This window comes from Paenibacillus sp. ISL-20, assembly GCF_018613005.1.
In the GTDB taxonomy this organism is placed as follows: domain Bacteria; phylum Bacillota; class Bacilli; order Paenibacillales; family Paenibacillaceae; genus Paenibacillus_AQ.
The window spans coordinates 169,509-182,831 of sequence record NZ_JAGGRD010000014.1 but is presented as its reverse complement, the minus strand read 5'-3'; the positions used below and the strand labels follow the sequence as shown (position 1 = coordinate 182,831).

Below are 13,323 nucleotides of genomic sequence, written 5' to 3'. Positions count from 1 at the left end.
CCGGATGGAAACATCGAGTTTTTGGGCCGTCTGGATCATCAAGTGAAAATCCGGGGTTACCGGATCGAGCTGGGAGAGATCGAAGCGCAGCTGCTGAAGCACGAGCAAATCCGGGAAGCGGTCGTCAGCGCGAGGGAAGACGAAAGCGGAGCAAAATATTTATGCGCGTACCTCGTGAGCGAAGAGGAGCTGACGGTGGCGGAACTGCGCCAGCATATGGGAGCGGGGCTGCCGGAATATATGATTCCGGGCGCGTTCGTCCAGCTGGCGGAAATTCCGTTGACGCCAAATGGCAAAGTAGACCGAAAAGCGTTGCCGGAGCCGGATGGCAGCATGAAGAGCGGGGCCGCTTATGTGGCGCCGAGAAATGTTTTAGAAGATATTTTGGTCAAAATATATAAAGAGGTATTGGGCAATCCCGCTGTCGGAGTGCAAGATAATTATTATAATTTAGGCGGCAATTCGATTAGATCCTTAGTATTGGTTGAAAAAATAAACAAGGAGCTGAATATCGAGCTAACGATTCAACATGTGATGGAAAACTCGACAATTGAAGATTTGGCTCATACGATCGGCAACTTGGGCAGCTCTCTAATAACCAGTAATATGGTTAATCAGTTCCATAGAACAGGCGATAAAAATTTATTCTGCTTCCCTCCTATCGCTGGCTTTGGTTTGATTTTCAATAAGTTAGTTATTACAGGCTATGGGGTGTATGGTTTTGATTTTATTGATAAGAACCCATTAGACGAGTATGTGAACATGATATTAAAACTTCAGCCGGAAGGACCTTATGATTTATTGGGCTACTCGGCTGGAGGCAACGTAACTGTTGAGGTTGCAAAGAAACTAGAAGCCATGGGGCATGCGGTTAAGCATGTAATTCTTATTGACTCGAAATATAAAAGCGACATTTTGCATCAGACAGAGGATGAAATATTACAGAGCTCGCAAGATATAGTCGATGTCATGAAAGAAAACTATGAGGTTAATGTGAATAGCTTAATGAGGGATATTGTGATTGGCAGAGTCGTTTCTTACAAGCGATTTATTAATGGAATTGAAAATGGAGGAGCGCTTCACAGTCAATTGCACCTTATAAAATCAAAGCGCAATACAGACGAACAAAAGGAGTGGATGGAAATGTCCAAGCGTTTTAAGGAATATAAAGGTCATGGGGACCATCAAGAGATGCTGAGTCAATGTCATATTACTAAAAACGCGCGAATAATTGAGGATATTTTGATTGGAGGAGAGACTGGGTTAAACTTGAGTAATTAAAGGTAAAATGTTTTTGCAGCTGCGACCGTTTCCGTGTATTCTGCTCGGGTACGGTCGTAAGTTGTTAGAAGTTTCTTGACATCTTTAGGGTATTCAAAGATCGTGTAGTTAGATACGGTATATGAATTTTAGTACTCTGCTGACATTAGAACCGAGATACTTATGCATTTGCGGAGTTTAAAGAAAACCAAAAAGGACGTGTCCTTTCACGACCCGATTGGAACGGACAAAGAGGGGAACGAGATTACCCTCATCGATATTCTCGGCTCGGAAGCCGATGACGTAGAAGATAAGGTGCAGCTGAAGATCTAGAAAAGCAAGATCTATAAGAACTTTGATATTCTCGACGAACGTGAGCAGGAAGTCATTCGCGGCCGATTCGGCCTCGACATGGGCGGCGAGGAGCGCACGCAGCGCGAGATCGCCAAGGAACTGGGCATCAGCCGCAGTTACGTGTCGCGCATCGAGAAGCGGGCGCTCATGAAGCTGTACCACGAGTTTTATAAGGCGAAACGGTGATGAAGCGTATTCGTAAAGGCTACTCAAAGGTGGTCATACCCCTGTCATGTAGACACGAATAAAAAGACAACTTTAAGCTACGACCGCTTCTCGGAACTTAACCGGGGAGCGGTCGTTTAGTTTTTTCTGAAAACGCTCATTGTTGTAGAATAAGACATATTCGTGGATGGCTCGTTCCACATCCGGTAAAGTTTGCGGGTGAACCAGATGAATTTTCTTGGTCTTTAGATGCGAAAAGAATGACTCAATTCAGCATTGTCAAAGCAGTTTCCTCTCCTGGAGTGGCTACCAAGGATACCTTCGTGAGTTTGCGGTTAAAGGGTTTTGAAGTGCATTGGAATCCTTGGTCAGAATGCAAGAGAACGCTGGAGAGATCTGCTTTCTTGGTTAGCTTGTCTACGGTGTACGTAACCAAGGCAAGATCGTTGCGTTCCGGTAAGTGCCACGCCACCACATCATTGTTATACAGGTCCTGGATGGCGGATAGATATACGAAACGCTCTCCCGCCCGAATGTACGTAATATCCGTTACCAGTTTTTGTAGCGGCGTGTCCGACTGAAAGTTTCGTTCTAGGCGATTGGGATGAACAACGGATGCCTGTTGGCCAAAGAAACGCCGTTTTCTTCGTATAACAGAACGGATGCTCAGCTTCTTCATAAGTCGGTAAACCCGTTTGTGGTTAACATGAAGTCCTTCGCGCTTCAACGCTACTGTTATACGCAAATAACGAAGTAAGGGTGTAGGCGATGGATCGCCATAATATGCTCTTCTAGCAGTCGTTCTTGCTGTTTGCGCGCACCCATCTCGGAACTTCTCGGCGCCACTTGTAATAATCGGCCCGCGAAACATCCGCTAGCTGCAGAAGCCACTTCAGCGGATATTCCTGTCTTAATTCCTCGATCGTGCAACGAATGGCTTTGCTCGTCACTCCCCGTGTAGATTTGGATACCGCTTTTTTTAGGTATGCGATTTCCGCCTTTAAATAAGCCACCTCTTATTCAAGGCTGATAAACTTAGTCTTCGGCCGCCCTTTGTGAAAGGCTTCTTGTTCTAGAACTCTACCTTCTTGATGCCATTTCACCCATAAAAGCCAACTTATTTTAAAACATGGATCATTCGAATTTTGATTAACGAGTGTAATCGGATTATTAAGAAAAAGAAGCGAGTGTACCCCGTCCCTTATGATATGAGAAAGACATCATATAAGGGTGAATATGAACAAATCGAGCTGTTTGAGGTGATTGACAAACTGGATGAACAGCTTCAAACCATCGTGATGCTTTTTTATATCGAGGATTTATCGGTCAAGGAAATATCCAAAGTGCTTGAAGTTTCCGAAGGAACAGTAAAATCACGTCTATTCAGGGCCAGACAGCAATTATCCGAGCTCGTCCTAGGGGAAGGAGAAGCCAAATATGAATTATCATGATCCGGTCGACCGCGAGCTTAAACAATTGTTAAAGTCCAAAACACAAGACTTGGTTATTCCTGATACAGTACAGCTTGCTGTGGATAACACGCTTTTCTCACTTTCTAAGCAGAATATGAAAAAGCAATATCCCCTTAAACGATGGAGATGGACAGCAGCAGTTATAGCCCTTATATTCGTCCTAGGTACGGTTTCAATCTTTACAGTGCCGACATTTGCCGAAATGCTCAGGTCTTTATTTGCCAAGGACAACTCGGATATCGGACTCCTGCGAGCGCAGGAATTGGGACTGGTGCATGATCCTCATATTAAAGTGAAGGACGAAGGTTACACGCTGGTCATTGATGAAGCAGTTGCGGATCCAACCCGAGTGACGATTGCTCTTCAACTTTTTGATAGAAAAGGGAAGCATGATCGCAACAAGCTGGCCCTTATTGATCCAAACAAGATTACGATCAAAGATGATAAAGGAAACACAGTGGGCAGCATGTACGATATGGGGTACACGAGTGATTTTTATTATATGGTTGCTTTCTTTAGTGAGCCGCTGCAAACAGACAAGATTACGATAGAAGGGAATATTGGGACGCTTGGACAAAGGAACGAACCAACAATAGAAGGAAATTGGGATTTTAGCTTTGATATTGATATGAAAGAGGCAAACAGGCAGACCATATTAGAGGAACTGTCTGGCAGCTACACAACGCCGCACGGAATGACGATCACATTAAAAAGACTGACGAGAATGGTGCAAGGAGTACGTTTCGAACTGGAGACCGAGCTTGATGATGAAGCAATGGCAAGATCCCCCGGCGATTTATGGGAAAAGCAGATGCTAAGCTTTCATTTCGAAACCATAGAAGGAGAAGAGATTCATTCGATGAATCCGAGAAAGATGGGCTACATGGACAGCCTGATGACATCGGATCATAGAGTGATCGCAAACGGGAAAATGCGTTGGAGTTATACGTTCAAGTATCTGCCTGAGCATGAACCGTACCGTTTTGTTCTGGATGGTTACTCGGTCGCGGAAAAGGACGGAAGCAGGGTTTCCTTTAAACCTTCGGAGCTGACAGCACCTAAAACTTTTAACATATTGAATGATACAGTGGAGTTGGTTGGGACTTCGCTGGAGGAATCGCCAAGCGGCGACGGAACTTCTGAAACGGTTGTCTCAATTTACGGGGAAATGGAAAACGAAATGAGTCATGAGGAATGGAAAGCATACGATTCAGCAGGTAAGCGTTATGATGTAAATATCAGGGGATCGTACTCAAACATAAATACCTTGGCTGATAATTGGAGAGAAGGATTGATCAGTATAGGGGATCGTAACACACAGCAGCCTAATGAATTCCGAATTCCGGGATTAAATCAGATTCCGGAGGAGCTTACCCTGGTAAGGGAAGTGGTGGATAAACGATATAAAGACCCTGAATGGTCCGTATTAATTAAATAGTAGAAATAAACGAACCATTCCTATCAGGGAATGAGTTCGTTTTTTCTTTCTAAGATGTTGGAATGGAATGTGCGCTTTTATGGATTGCTCGATTACATCAGTTTTGGATATATATCTACAATCCATCTGTTGATATACTAGCGTACACATAGAGAAGGAGGAAAGTCGAATGGCTCTAAGAAGCGATGACAACAGGACTTAACTTTGATCAGCGTGCAGGTTGTCAAGATGGACTTGTACGTGCAGCAGAAAGAGGGGGAGAAGACATGGAGCATCTTGTTGAAGAGAATCTCAAAACCGTGAAGCAGCAGTGGCCAGCGAGGATATGCCTCGCGGGTAGCTCCCTCCGATCCCGGCGATAAAGGCGCTGCCTATGCTGCTCCAGGAAAGGAGAGGGTTCGTCTGCAGCTCGATCAGCTTGTCGATGATCTCGTCATGACGGATGTATTGCAGTTCATTCGGGACCCATCCGCTGGCGTGGAGCAGCTCCTGCTCGGCCGGAGTAAGTGTATCCGTCTTATAGATGGAAACTTTGCGTTCCCGATCATAGTCGTTATTCGAGTGATGGTACAGCTTTTTCAAAACGCGCAACAGCTTATTGTTCATGGATAACTCCTTCTAATTAAGGCGGGATACAAACGTTCTTCTGATAACCTTGGGTTGTCACATTCCATTATAATAATATCGGGCAACGTAGGCATGCGCTTAAAGGAGCAGGCGGGACATAGAGGAAGTGATGTTAATTAGCAGGGCGCACCGATTTCTAGGTTGAACCGGAAAACCCCAACTAATCTCTTGTTTTTCACAGGTCGATGTTTTATATTGACATAAGAGTAGGTCAAAGATAAAAGAGGTGAACGGACGAGATGACTCCACGCACGAAGGAACAAAACGAAGAGATCCGGCTACGGCGTCTGACGCAAATCCGGATAGCCGCTGCCGATGTGTTTTTGAATAAAGGGCCTTTACTGGAAATTCGCGATGTGGCCGCGCAGGCTGAACTCGGTTATGGAACTGTATACCATTATTACAGCAATAAGGGCGATTTGCTCCACGATCTGCTATGGGACGCGTTGGAGCGGGCCGGGGGATGGCTGGAGGCTCCACCAGAGGCGCCGCTGAAGGTTACGCCGGAGGTCGCGCGGGCTCCGGCTTCGGATGAGGCGCTGGCGGGCGGGCATTTCGGCTTGGCTGCGGCGGCGGATACCGGGAACTCCGCTGCCACGGATTCCCGAAGCGAAAGCCGCGAAACGGCCGATGTCGCAGAGCTTGGTCCCGTCGCTGCCTCCGGCGTCCGGCTGCTGCAGCTTTGGGCTGAGGACCACGCCCTGTACCTGCTGCATAGGCTAGCCGGTGAGGGCTTTGCCTCGCTACCTGAAGCACGTTCGGCCCCGCTCTCAGCCGCCTTTCACCGGGAGGTACTCGCTCCGTTTGCCACGCTGCTGGAAACCGGCCGTGTGGCGGAAGGAGCTGCCGCTTCTGGCGGAAACGCCACGGAGCCGCCGTATCGGCTACAGCGCGCGGAAATGCTGCTGGCCGCCTTAGTCGGCTGTGCCTCGCTTTCACTTCGCCGCGGTAAGCTGCACGAGGAGGCCCGGGATATCGTCTGGTTTTTAAAATTGTAGAATGGATAAGGAGCGAATAAATAAAAGATGATCATTTTAAAATCACCCAGGGAAATCGAAGAGATGAAGCCGGCGAGCCAAATCGTTGCGGATTGTTACCGCGAGGTGGCCAAACTGATCGAGCCTGGGATCACCACTCGGGAAATCAATGATTTTGTTGCCAGACACATCACCAAGCTAGGCGGCAAGCAGTTTACGAAAGGGTACAACGGTTTCCCCGCCGAAACCTGCATTTCGGTTAACGATGTGGTCGCCCACGGCATTCCTTCGAACCGGGTGCTTATGGACGGCGACTTGCTGAAGCTCGACATCGTCGTGGAATACGGCGGTTGGTTCGGCGATTCGTGCTGGTGTTATGCGGTGGGCAATATCCGGCCGGAGGCGCAAAAAATAATGAAGGTGGCCAAGGAATGCTTGGATCTGGGGATCGCCCGGGCAATCCCCGGGGGTCGGCTCGGCGACATCACGTCGGCGATTCAACAGCATGCGGAAGCGAACGGGTTCTCGGTCGTACGCGATCTGCTGGCGCACGGGATTGGGCGGAGCCTGCACGAGGAGCCGAACTACGAGCATATCGGCGTAGCCGGCAAAGGCATTCGGTTAAAGGAAGGCATGGTGTTTACGATTGAACCGATGATCAACGAAGGTACGTTCCATATCACGATCGACGACGATCAGTGGACGGCGAGAACGGCCGACGGCAAGCTGTCGGCGCAATATGAGCATACGATCGCAATCACGGCTGACGGACCGCTGATTTTAACGGCCCAGTGAATTTTTGAATGAATACAGCCGCGGAATGACAAGATAAGAAAGTGGTATACATTTTAATTTCCAAAGGAGGATATCTGTTATGGCTCACCAGAAGAGAAGGAAAGAAGCTGCCTGGAAGTCACGAAAGCAAGAACAGCATCCCCATGGTAAAATCAAATCGCTCAAAGAATTGTCCAGCGAATAGAGTGAAAAGTATACTACTTGGAAGAGAAAGACTGTCGGCGTAAAATACCGGCAGTCTTCTTTTTTTGTATAATTCATTCGATATCTGGATTTACTTTCAACTTGTTATCACTTAATATATGGATAATAAGGGATAAGGGAAGGTGTTTTAAATGAATGCTAAAGAAGCAGCGTTGTTACTTGGGGTTCATTACAAAACGATTCTTAACATGATTAATGATGGGCGTTTAGCCGCTTCAAAAAGTGATTCCGGAGATTGGGTAATTAGCGAGAGCGATTTGGCTGCTCGTGAGCAACAGATCGATGATAAGGAGTTTGTAACAATATACACTCATATGGCCGTACAATTGATTGAAAAAGCACATCAACGTGCTATTAACGCAGCAAGAGAAGAACTCATTCATGTCGCACGTGCTATGATCAAGGTTAAAGACAATCGGAACGAGTTGAATCAGCAAGTAAAACGTCTTCAAAATGCATTAGATGCGTATAAAGCAGCTGAAGCATTCACACTCACTGTGGATTCAATCAAAAAACAAGCGGAAAGTGAGAATCACGGTTAATTGAATTTCTTTATACGAGAAGCGAGTGGGGAAAAAGCACATCCTATCCGAATGTGAGATACCAGCCCCTAAATAGTTAACTTTTAGTTTCCGTCCATAAAAATTAGAGTAAGTAACCAACATCCTAGCCGCTCACTTGAGCGGTTTTTTGTTTATGTGTATAAGGTCTTGCTCTCTGAAATCATGATGTTGACTTTGACATTAGTGACATACTTTAGAATCAATTTGACTCGTATAAAAGGAGGAGATTCAATTGACAACAAATAATCAATTACCGGTAACCGTTATCGGCCTCGGCTCGATGGGTTCCGCGTTAGCCGCCGGTTATTTGAAGGCAGGATATCCAACGACAGTCTGGAATCGCTCGGTGGGCAGAGCAGATGATCTTGTTGCAGCAGGCGCGAACAGGGCAGCAACAGTGAGCGAAGCAATAGAGGCAAGCCCGCTGGTTATCATATGCCTGCTCGATTACCGTACGGTAAGTGGCCTTCTCGAACCGGTTGGAGCCTTGTTGGAAGGAAAAGTTCTGGTCAACTTGACGACCGGAACGCCCGAAGAAGCCCGGGAGATGGCCAGGTGGGCCGAAGCCCGCGGCGCGACTATCTCGACGGTGTCATTATGGCCGGCCCGGCAAGTATCGGACGGCCAGAGGCGATGATATTATATGGTGGGTTGCAGATCTCTTACGACCGCCATGAAGAGACGTTAAAAGTTTTGGCACCAAACAGCATTTTCCTCGATCAGGATACGGGCGTTCCAACACTGTATGATATGGCTATGCTAGGTCTGCTCTGGGCCACGTCAGCCGGCTGGCTTCATGCCTTCGCTCTGGTCGGTACAGCGGGAATCAAGGCAACGACATTCCAGCCGTATGCGGAATCGTGGTTTCGCAATGTCGTTGCGTCGGAACAGTCCGATCAGCTTGCAGTAAATATTGACCGGGGAGAATATCCGGATACGTTCGGCTCGTCGCTTGGGCTTAATGCAACGGGACTCGCTCTGCTTACCCGAGCCAGCCGCGAGGCAGGTATCGACGCCAACATGTTCTCTGCCATCCAAGCTCTGGCAGAGCAGCGGGTGGCAGAGGGGCGAAGCGCTGATGGTTTCCCGAGCTTGATTGAAGCTATCAAGCGCTCGTCAATACAAGGAAGCGAGGAAAATACAAGTGTGATGAACGACGACTTTATCTCTAGCTAGTCTGCTATAGAAGCATAAACAAACCCGTTTTTCTTACTAAATAGCGGGCTTGTTTATGGAAAATGTTGCAAAATATTAATTTTGCAATTATAGTAGATATTGTAATTAAATATAATAACTGTATTAAGAGGAGCGTGCGTCTATGAAAATGAGAATGGCTACTATTCTTACCGCTACTGCTGTTTTATTATCTGTTCCAGCAAGTGCATTTGCATACACTCCATTACAAACTCAATCATCCAGCATTATTACCCCGCTTGCTCATGATGAATGGAACTTCGTAGTATCAGGTGAAGACGAGGTCACTTTTGATTATGAAAAATCGGATGGTGTAAACTTACGTGTCTGGCTGGGGGATGATGAACGCGTTGGTATGGAACTCCTTGTTTACGATCCAAAGGGCAATCTTTTTGCTTCTGGTAATTCAACATCTCGGGCTGACTATCAAGTTAAATTGGAGACTAAACCTAAAATCGAAGGAACGTACAAAATCAAAGTGGTTGTAAATGATGGTGGAGGACCCTACTGGGTATCATTGGCTGCGAGATCATACTAATGCTTGGACCGTCCAAAATTGGACGGTCTTTTTTAAGCTGTCACAACGATTCAGAGATTGCTTGATTGCGCTGAAATTGATTATACGATATGAATTGACATTGGAGCTTTCTTCAATGTTTTTTGAATTCATGGATAAACTTTATACTATTCAATTTGATGAATATTCAAATCCTAACGAATGAAGAATTTTGACAGTCTGTTGTCATGTTTCTTTTTTTACAATAGCGATAGGAATACATCAAATCCATGACAAGTCAAAAGGAGACTGTACGCTATCTATGGAAATTAAAAATCTGATTTCAGTAAAATCGAGAGAAGAATTGTGGGTTTGGCTACAGGAACATAGTAAGACTGAGAAATCGTGTTGGGTCGTAGTAAGCATGATGCCACAAGCAGAAACGCTGTTATATTTGGACGCGGTCGAAGAATCTTTATGCTTTGGGTGGATCGATGGAGTTAAAAAGAAAATATCTGAAACGGAGCTGGCGCAGAGACTGTCTCCTAGAAGCAAAAAAAGTTCATGGACCGAACTGAATATTCAAAGCTGTAAAAGTTAGCCGGATTTATATAAGAGCAGATTAGACAAATTTATAACAAACACTAGAGAAAATAAAATGAACGGTCAATGGCATGACAATGGACGCCTACTAGAATATTAAGATGAGTAAGATCGATTATTGGTGATAATGCAAGTAAGACACCACACTATTGACCACATGGTCAACGTGTATTACAATAGGGTCGAATTATATAGACCAGATGGTCAATCGGTGGAGGTGGAGTACTAAAACAATGGAGTCGGATAAAAAACAAACCATTTTGCAAGCAGCTTTAGTAGAGTTTTATCACAAGGGCTATGAAGGAGCTTCAACCAATCAAATTACCAAAGCAGCTGGCGTATCCAAGGGAATTCTGTTCCATTATTTTTCGGATAAAAGAACTTTGTATTTAACGGTGGTGGATGAATGCTTGAAGCACTACTACCATACACTGACTTCGTCACCCATGGACCTCTCCGAGGATCTGTTTCAGGCGATAGAGCAATTATCTCAAAAAAAGATGGATGTATTTAAAAGTGACCCCATCAGGTTTGGATTTATGGCTAAAACATTTATGGTTATGCCGGAAGAGCTGAAAGCGGATCTTCTGGTCAAACAACAGCAAATGAACGAGGATTCCATACACCTACTTACAAGCAGGATCGATCAGAGCCGTTTTAGAGAAGGAATCGACCCCAAACAAGCTATCGAATTCGTATTGCTCTCCCTGGAATCTCTAATTACAAAGCAAATGGCTAAATCGTTTGACGAGAATTCTACAGGAGAACTCGAGATAAGTGCGGTTTTAGACACAAAATCCTATTTGGATATGTTAAGGTACGGCATTTATCGTAAGGAGGGAAATGAGTGAAAATCAAGTTGCTCACCATCGGAACAAGGGGAGATGTGCAGCCGTTCATTGCCCTTGCCCGAGGTCTCCAGAACAACGGACATGATGTGGTTATATGCACATCCCAGGATTTCGAAGGCTTTGTTCGAGGGCATGGTGTCGGTTTCGCACCCATACGCGCAAATATCATGAAACTAGCGCAATCTGCGGAAGGAAAACGCATGCTGGGTAGCAATCCCTTCGAGATTATGAAGCAGATGAAAAAGCTTATATATCCTATGATGCAGCAAATGCTCGATGACCTGTGGACCGCTTCTCAAGATGCGGATGGCCTCATCTACCATCCCAAAGCATTCGCTGGATATGATATTGCCCAAAAGTTGAATATTCCCGTATTCGCGGCTCATGCGATTCCGATCATTGCACCGACAGGTGCTTTTACCAATCCCATTTTACCTTTCACCTTCAGAAATCGATGGTTAAATGAAAAAAGCTATCACCTCAACCGTTTAATGCTATTATCCTTCAAGAAATTGATGAATACATGGAGAAGCGAGACGTTGAATTTACCTCCGCGAAGTATATTCTCCGATGATTTGTGCGTAAACGGACGTGATATCCCGGTGCTTTATGGTTGTAGTCCTTCGATTATGCCATTTGACCCGAAATGGAAGGATCGAGTCTGTATGGAGGGATTTTGGTTTCTGGAAGATAAGGATTGGGGACCACCAGGTGAGCTGGAGTCATTTATCGAGGCAGGTCCCCCGCCGATCATTATCAGTTATAGCAGCATGCCTCTAAAGCATCCGGATCGTGTGCTGGAAATGACCATGCAAGCATTACAACGAACGGGGCAACGCGGCATTATTGTGGTTGGCTGGAGTGGAATGCAAGGCGATGGGGCCGAAAACATCCTGTGTATACAGGAAGCACCGCATGAATGGCTGTTTCCACGCGCTGCAGGCGTTATTCATCATGGTGGAGCAGGGACGACAGCGGCCGTTCTGAAGGCAGGGAAGCCGATGACCATATCTCCGTTTAATGCGGATCAGCCTTTCTGGGCAAAACGTATGTATGAGTTAGGTGTATCGACCAAGCCGATTCCTGAAAAATCAATGTCTGTAGCCAGTTTGGCTGAGCGAATAGCGGCCCTAACGAGTCATTCAACACTGGGAGCCAATTCAATGGCACTGTCAGGAAAAATTCAAGAGGAGAGAGGTGTTGATCGAACTGTAGAGTTTATTGAAAGACGGCTACACGCTCACTTTTGAGAGATGCTGCCAGCATACTGCCGATATCAATTGTGTTAATTTTTAAAGCTTGATGATGAAGAATTCCATGTTGTCAGGAGCGGAATGTTGTGTATTTCGATCGTTCGAATTCATATATGGTCTTCTCACAGTTACACTCCCATACTTTAATGATCGCTGGGTTTCTCATCCAATTCTCTGTTTTGGAAAAAAGACGAGTCTACCACTTTTCCACGACTTATTTTTAAATATTGGATCTCGTGATCTGTTTTTATTTTCAGCAAACCGGTGTCAAAATCGGTATTTAATTCTTTGAAAAATAGCCCATTGGCTATAGGCTCCCCTTCGGATTCTTTATTGCCAAGCAGATAATGAGAACCATCTTTGAACACGGTGACTCGTATTCCCCGTTCATGGGTATCAGCCATTTGATCATCCATCCTTTGAACCGCTACAATGTGCAAATCCGTTTCGCCTATCTGGTTTAGGAGTTCGTTGACAAACGAGCCGCGCGTAATTTCTTGCCATCGCGTTTGTCCGGATTGCCCGATGATGAGTTGGGTAATAATGATTCTTGGCGGTTTCGGCGATGATTTCTGAAGCCTTACGATTTTCATTCGTTTTGACGATAAAGGTTGCCCCATATTCGTCGCATTTCATTTGCCACTCAGCCATATATCTTTCTTGTGCCTGATCGAGCTCATCTTCACGTAAGGGTATAACGCTCAACACAAACAGGGGACACTGAAGAAGTTTGGCTAATTCGCCGCCTCGGCGGATAAGGCGTTCTCCGTTCGGACCGTAATACACGCATACAAGTATTTTTTCATTATTCAACAGTGAAATCATTCCTTTCTCTTCTGCAGAGGGTTTATGCTTTCCACAACAGCTTTTATCAAAAAAGGCCTGAGGCAGAGACAAATCTGCTTCCAGGCCTTGGCTGTACGGATTATGGACAAGTCAAAGTAGTAAGAGTGTTCTCTCCCAAGACGCTGACGAGGTCAGCTGTCGGATTCAGGATTGAGAGTTTCCGTTTCTTTATCGTAATAAATATTATGCTAAAGTTTGCTAAAAGTAAACAGTTAGTGATGATTA

18 protein-coding genes and 2 pseudogenes are annotated in these 13,323 nt (G+C 45.7%); 14 read left to right on the top strand and 6 right to left on the bottom strand.

Annotation, left to right across the window (positions count from 1 at the left end; all coding sequences use genetic code 11):
• Positions 1-1,281: thioesterase domain-containing protein (locus tag J7E85_RS09385; protein ID WP_251035596.1), on the top strand; the 1,281-nt coding region annotated here is incomplete at its 5' end.
• A gap of 144 nt (positions 1,282-1,425) precedes the next feature.
• Positions 1,426-1,800 (top strand): annotated as a pseudogene (locus tag J7E85_RS09380) (sigma-70 family RNA polymerase sigma factor); the annotation flags it as partial.
• A 72-nt stretch (positions 1,801-1,872) separates the two neighbouring features.
• Here J7E85_RS09380 and J7E85_RS34805 read toward each other — a convergent pair.
• Genes J7E85_RS34805 through J7E85_RS09365 form a run of 3 tightly spaced genes read right to left on the bottom strand, consistent with a single transcriptional unit; the run spans position 1,873 to position 2,792 of the window.
• Positions 1,873-2,049: an IS3 family transposase gene (locus J7E85_RS34805; protein ID WP_215157172.1), complete on the bottom strand. Its 177-nt coding sequence runs from the start codon at positions 2,047-2,049 to the stop codon at positions 1,873-1,875.
• On the bottom strand, positions 2,045-2,524 hold the full coding sequence (locus J7E85_RS09370) for a DDE-type integrase/transposase/recombinase (protein WP_215157162.1): 480 nt from the start codon (positions 2,522-2,524) through the stop codon (positions 2,045-2,047). The genes J7E85_RS34805 and J7E85_RS09370 overlap by 5 nt, the downstream gene beginning before the upstream one ends.
• A gap of 46 nt (positions 2,525-2,570) precedes the next feature.
• Positions 2,571-2,792 (bottom strand): hypothetical protein, encoded by a 222-nt coding sequence (locus tag J7E85_RS09365; RefSeq protein WP_251035595.1) that lies wholly within the window; start codon positions 2,790-2,792, stop codon positions 2,571-2,573.
• 132 nt (positions 2,793-2,924) lie between these two features.
• On the opposite strand from J7E85_RS09365, the gene J7E85_RS09355 reads away from it, so the two are divergent.
• Positions 2,925-3,230 carry a sigma-70 family RNA polymerase sigma factor gene (locus J7E85_RS09355; protein WP_251035594.1) on the top strand — a complete coding sequence of 102 codons (306 nt, stop codon included), beginning with the start codon at positions 2,925-2,927 and terminating at the stop codon, positions 3,228-3,230.
• Entirely contained in the window at positions 3,217-4,689 is a 1,473-nt protein-coding gene (locus J7E85_RS09350; RefSeq protein ID WP_215157158.1) for a DUF4179 domain-containing protein, read from the top strand. Before J7E85_RS09355 ends, J7E85_RS09350 begins: the two co-directional genes overlap by 14 nt.
• A gap of 291 nt (positions 4,690-4,980) precedes the next feature.
• Here J7E85_RS09350 and J7E85_RS09345 read toward each other — a convergent pair whose 3' ends face one another.
• A complete protein-coding gene (locus J7E85_RS09345; protein WP_251035593.1) occupies positions 4,981-5,295 on the bottom strand; it encodes a hypothetical protein in 315 nt (104 codons plus the stop codon).
• Positions 5,296-5,555: 260 nt separating this feature from the next.
• Between J7E85_RS09345 and J7E85_RS09340 the strand changes: the two genes are divergently transcribed.
• The 10 genes and pseudogenes from J7E85_RS09340 (at position 5,556) to J7E85_RS09305 (ending at position 12,249) form a co-directional block, all read left to right on the top strand.
• On the top strand, positions 5,556-6,314 hold the full coding sequence (locus J7E85_RS09340) for a TetR/AcrR family transcriptional regulator (protein ID WP_215157156.1): 759 nt from the start codon (positions 5,556-5,558) through the stop codon (positions 6,312-6,314).
• A 27-nt stretch (positions 6,315-6,341) separates the two neighbouring features.
• Positions 6,342-7,088, top strand: coding sequence for a type I methionyl aminopeptidase (gene map, locus J7E85_RS09335; RefSeq protein ID WP_215157154.1), 747 nt, complete (start codon positions 6,342-6,344; stop codon positions 7,086-7,088).
• 79 nt (positions 7,089-7,167) lie between these two features.
• A complete protein-coding gene (locus J7E85_RS33970; RefSeq protein WP_015735743.1) occupies positions 7,168-7,272 on the top strand; it encodes a DUF6254 family protein in 105 nt (34 codons plus the stop codon).
• 151 nt (positions 7,273-7,423) lie between these two features.
• Positions 7,424-7,834, top strand: a complete 411-nt coding sequence (locus J7E85_RS09330) for a helix-turn-helix domain-containing protein (RefSeq protein ID WP_215157153.1) — start codon at positions 7,424-7,426, stop codon at positions 7,832-7,834.
• A 253-nt stretch (positions 7,835-8,087) separates the two neighbouring features.
• A complete protein-coding gene (locus J7E85_RS09325; RefSeq protein ID WP_215157150.1) occupies positions 8,088-8,492 on the top strand; it encodes an NAD(P)-binding domain-containing protein in 405 nt (134 codons plus the stop codon).
• Positions 8,411-9,031, top strand: a complete 621-nt coding sequence (locus J7E85_RS09320) for an imine reductase family protein (protein ID WP_215157149.1) — start codon at positions 8,411-8,413, stop codon at positions 9,029-9,031. The genes J7E85_RS09325 and J7E85_RS09320 overlap by 82 nt, the downstream gene beginning before the upstream one ends.
• 142 nt (positions 9,032-9,173) lie before the next feature.
• Positions 9,174-9,587: a hypothetical protein gene (locus J7E85_RS09315; RefSeq protein ID WP_215157147.1), complete on the top strand. Its 414-nt coding sequence runs from the start codon at positions 9,174-9,176 to the stop codon at positions 9,585-9,587.
• Between the two features lie 280 nt (positions 9,588-9,867).
• Positions 9,868-10,248: pseudogene (locus J7E85_RS33965) on the top strand (YdeI/OmpD-associated family protein).
• A gap of 133 nt (positions 10,249-10,381) precedes the next feature.
• Positions 10,382-10,999 carry a TetR/AcrR family transcriptional regulator gene (locus J7E85_RS09310; protein ID WP_215157145.1) on the top strand — a complete coding sequence of 206 codons (618 nt, stop codon included), beginning with the start codon at positions 10,382-10,384 and terminating at the stop codon, positions 10,997-10,999.
• Positions 10,996-12,249 carry a glycosyltransferase gene (locus J7E85_RS09305; RefSeq protein WP_215157143.1) on the top strand — a complete coding sequence of 418 codons (1,254 nt, stop codon included), beginning with the start codon at positions 10,996-10,998 and terminating at the stop codon, positions 12,247-12,249. Before J7E85_RS09310 ends, J7E85_RS09305 begins: the two co-directional genes overlap by 4 nt.
• 146 nt (positions 12,250-12,395) lie before the next feature.
• Here J7E85_RS09305 and J7E85_RS33960 read toward each other — a convergent pair whose 3' ends face one another.
• Both J7E85_RS33960 and J7E85_RS33955 read right to left on the bottom strand, forming a co-directional pair.
• Positions 12,396-12,668: a hypothetical protein gene (locus J7E85_RS33960; RefSeq protein ID WP_251035592.1), complete on the bottom strand. Its 273-nt coding sequence runs from the start codon at positions 12,666-12,668 to the stop codon at positions 12,396-12,398.
• Complete coding sequence (locus J7E85_RS33955) at positions 12,661-13,149, bottom strand: hypothetical protein (protein ID WP_251035591.1); 489 nt, start codon at positions 13,147-13,149, stop codon at positions 12,661-12,663. The genes J7E85_RS33960 and J7E85_RS33955 overlap by 8 nt, the downstream gene beginning before the upstream one ends.
• Positions 13,150-13,323 lie beyond the last annotated feature (174 nt).

Excerpts from the sequence above, each read along its gene's own strand:
- J7E85_RS09350 (WP_215157158.1), top strand. The coding sequence starts at position 3,217 with ATGAATTATCATGATCCGGTCGACCGCGAGCTTAAACAATTGTTAAAG.
- J7E85_RS09345 (WP_251035593.1), bottom strand. The coding sequence starts at position 5,295 with ATGAACAATAAGCTGTTGCGCGTTTTGAAAAAGCTGTACCATCACTCG.
- J7E85_RS09340 (WP_215157156.1), top strand. The coding sequence starts at position 5,556 with ATGACTCCACGCACGAAGGAACAAAACGAAGAGATCCGGCTACGGCGT.
- map (WP_215157154.1), top strand. The coding sequence starts at position 6,342 with ATGATCATTTTAAAATCACCCAGGGAAATCGAAGAGATGAAGCCGGCG.
- J7E85_RS33970 (WP_015735743.1), top strand. The coding sequence starts at position 7,168 with ATGGCTCACCAGAAGAGAAGGAAAGAAGCTGCCTGGAAGTCACGAAAG.
- J7E85_RS09330 (WP_215157153.1), top strand. The coding sequence starts at position 7,424 with ATGAATGCTAAAGAAGCAGCGTTGTTACTTGGGGTTCATTACAAAACG.
- J7E85_RS09315 (WP_215157147.1), top strand. The coding sequence starts at position 9,174 with ATGAAAATGAGAATGGCTACTATTCTTACCGCTACTGCTGTTTTATTA.
- J7E85_RS09310 (WP_215157145.1), top strand. The coding sequence starts at position 10,382 with ATGGAGTCGGATAAAAAACAAACCATTTTGCAAGCAGCTTTAGTAGAG.
- J7E85_RS33960 (WP_251035592.1), bottom strand. The coding sequence starts at position 12,668 with ATGGATGATCAAATGGCTGATACCCATGAACGGGGAATACGAGTCACC.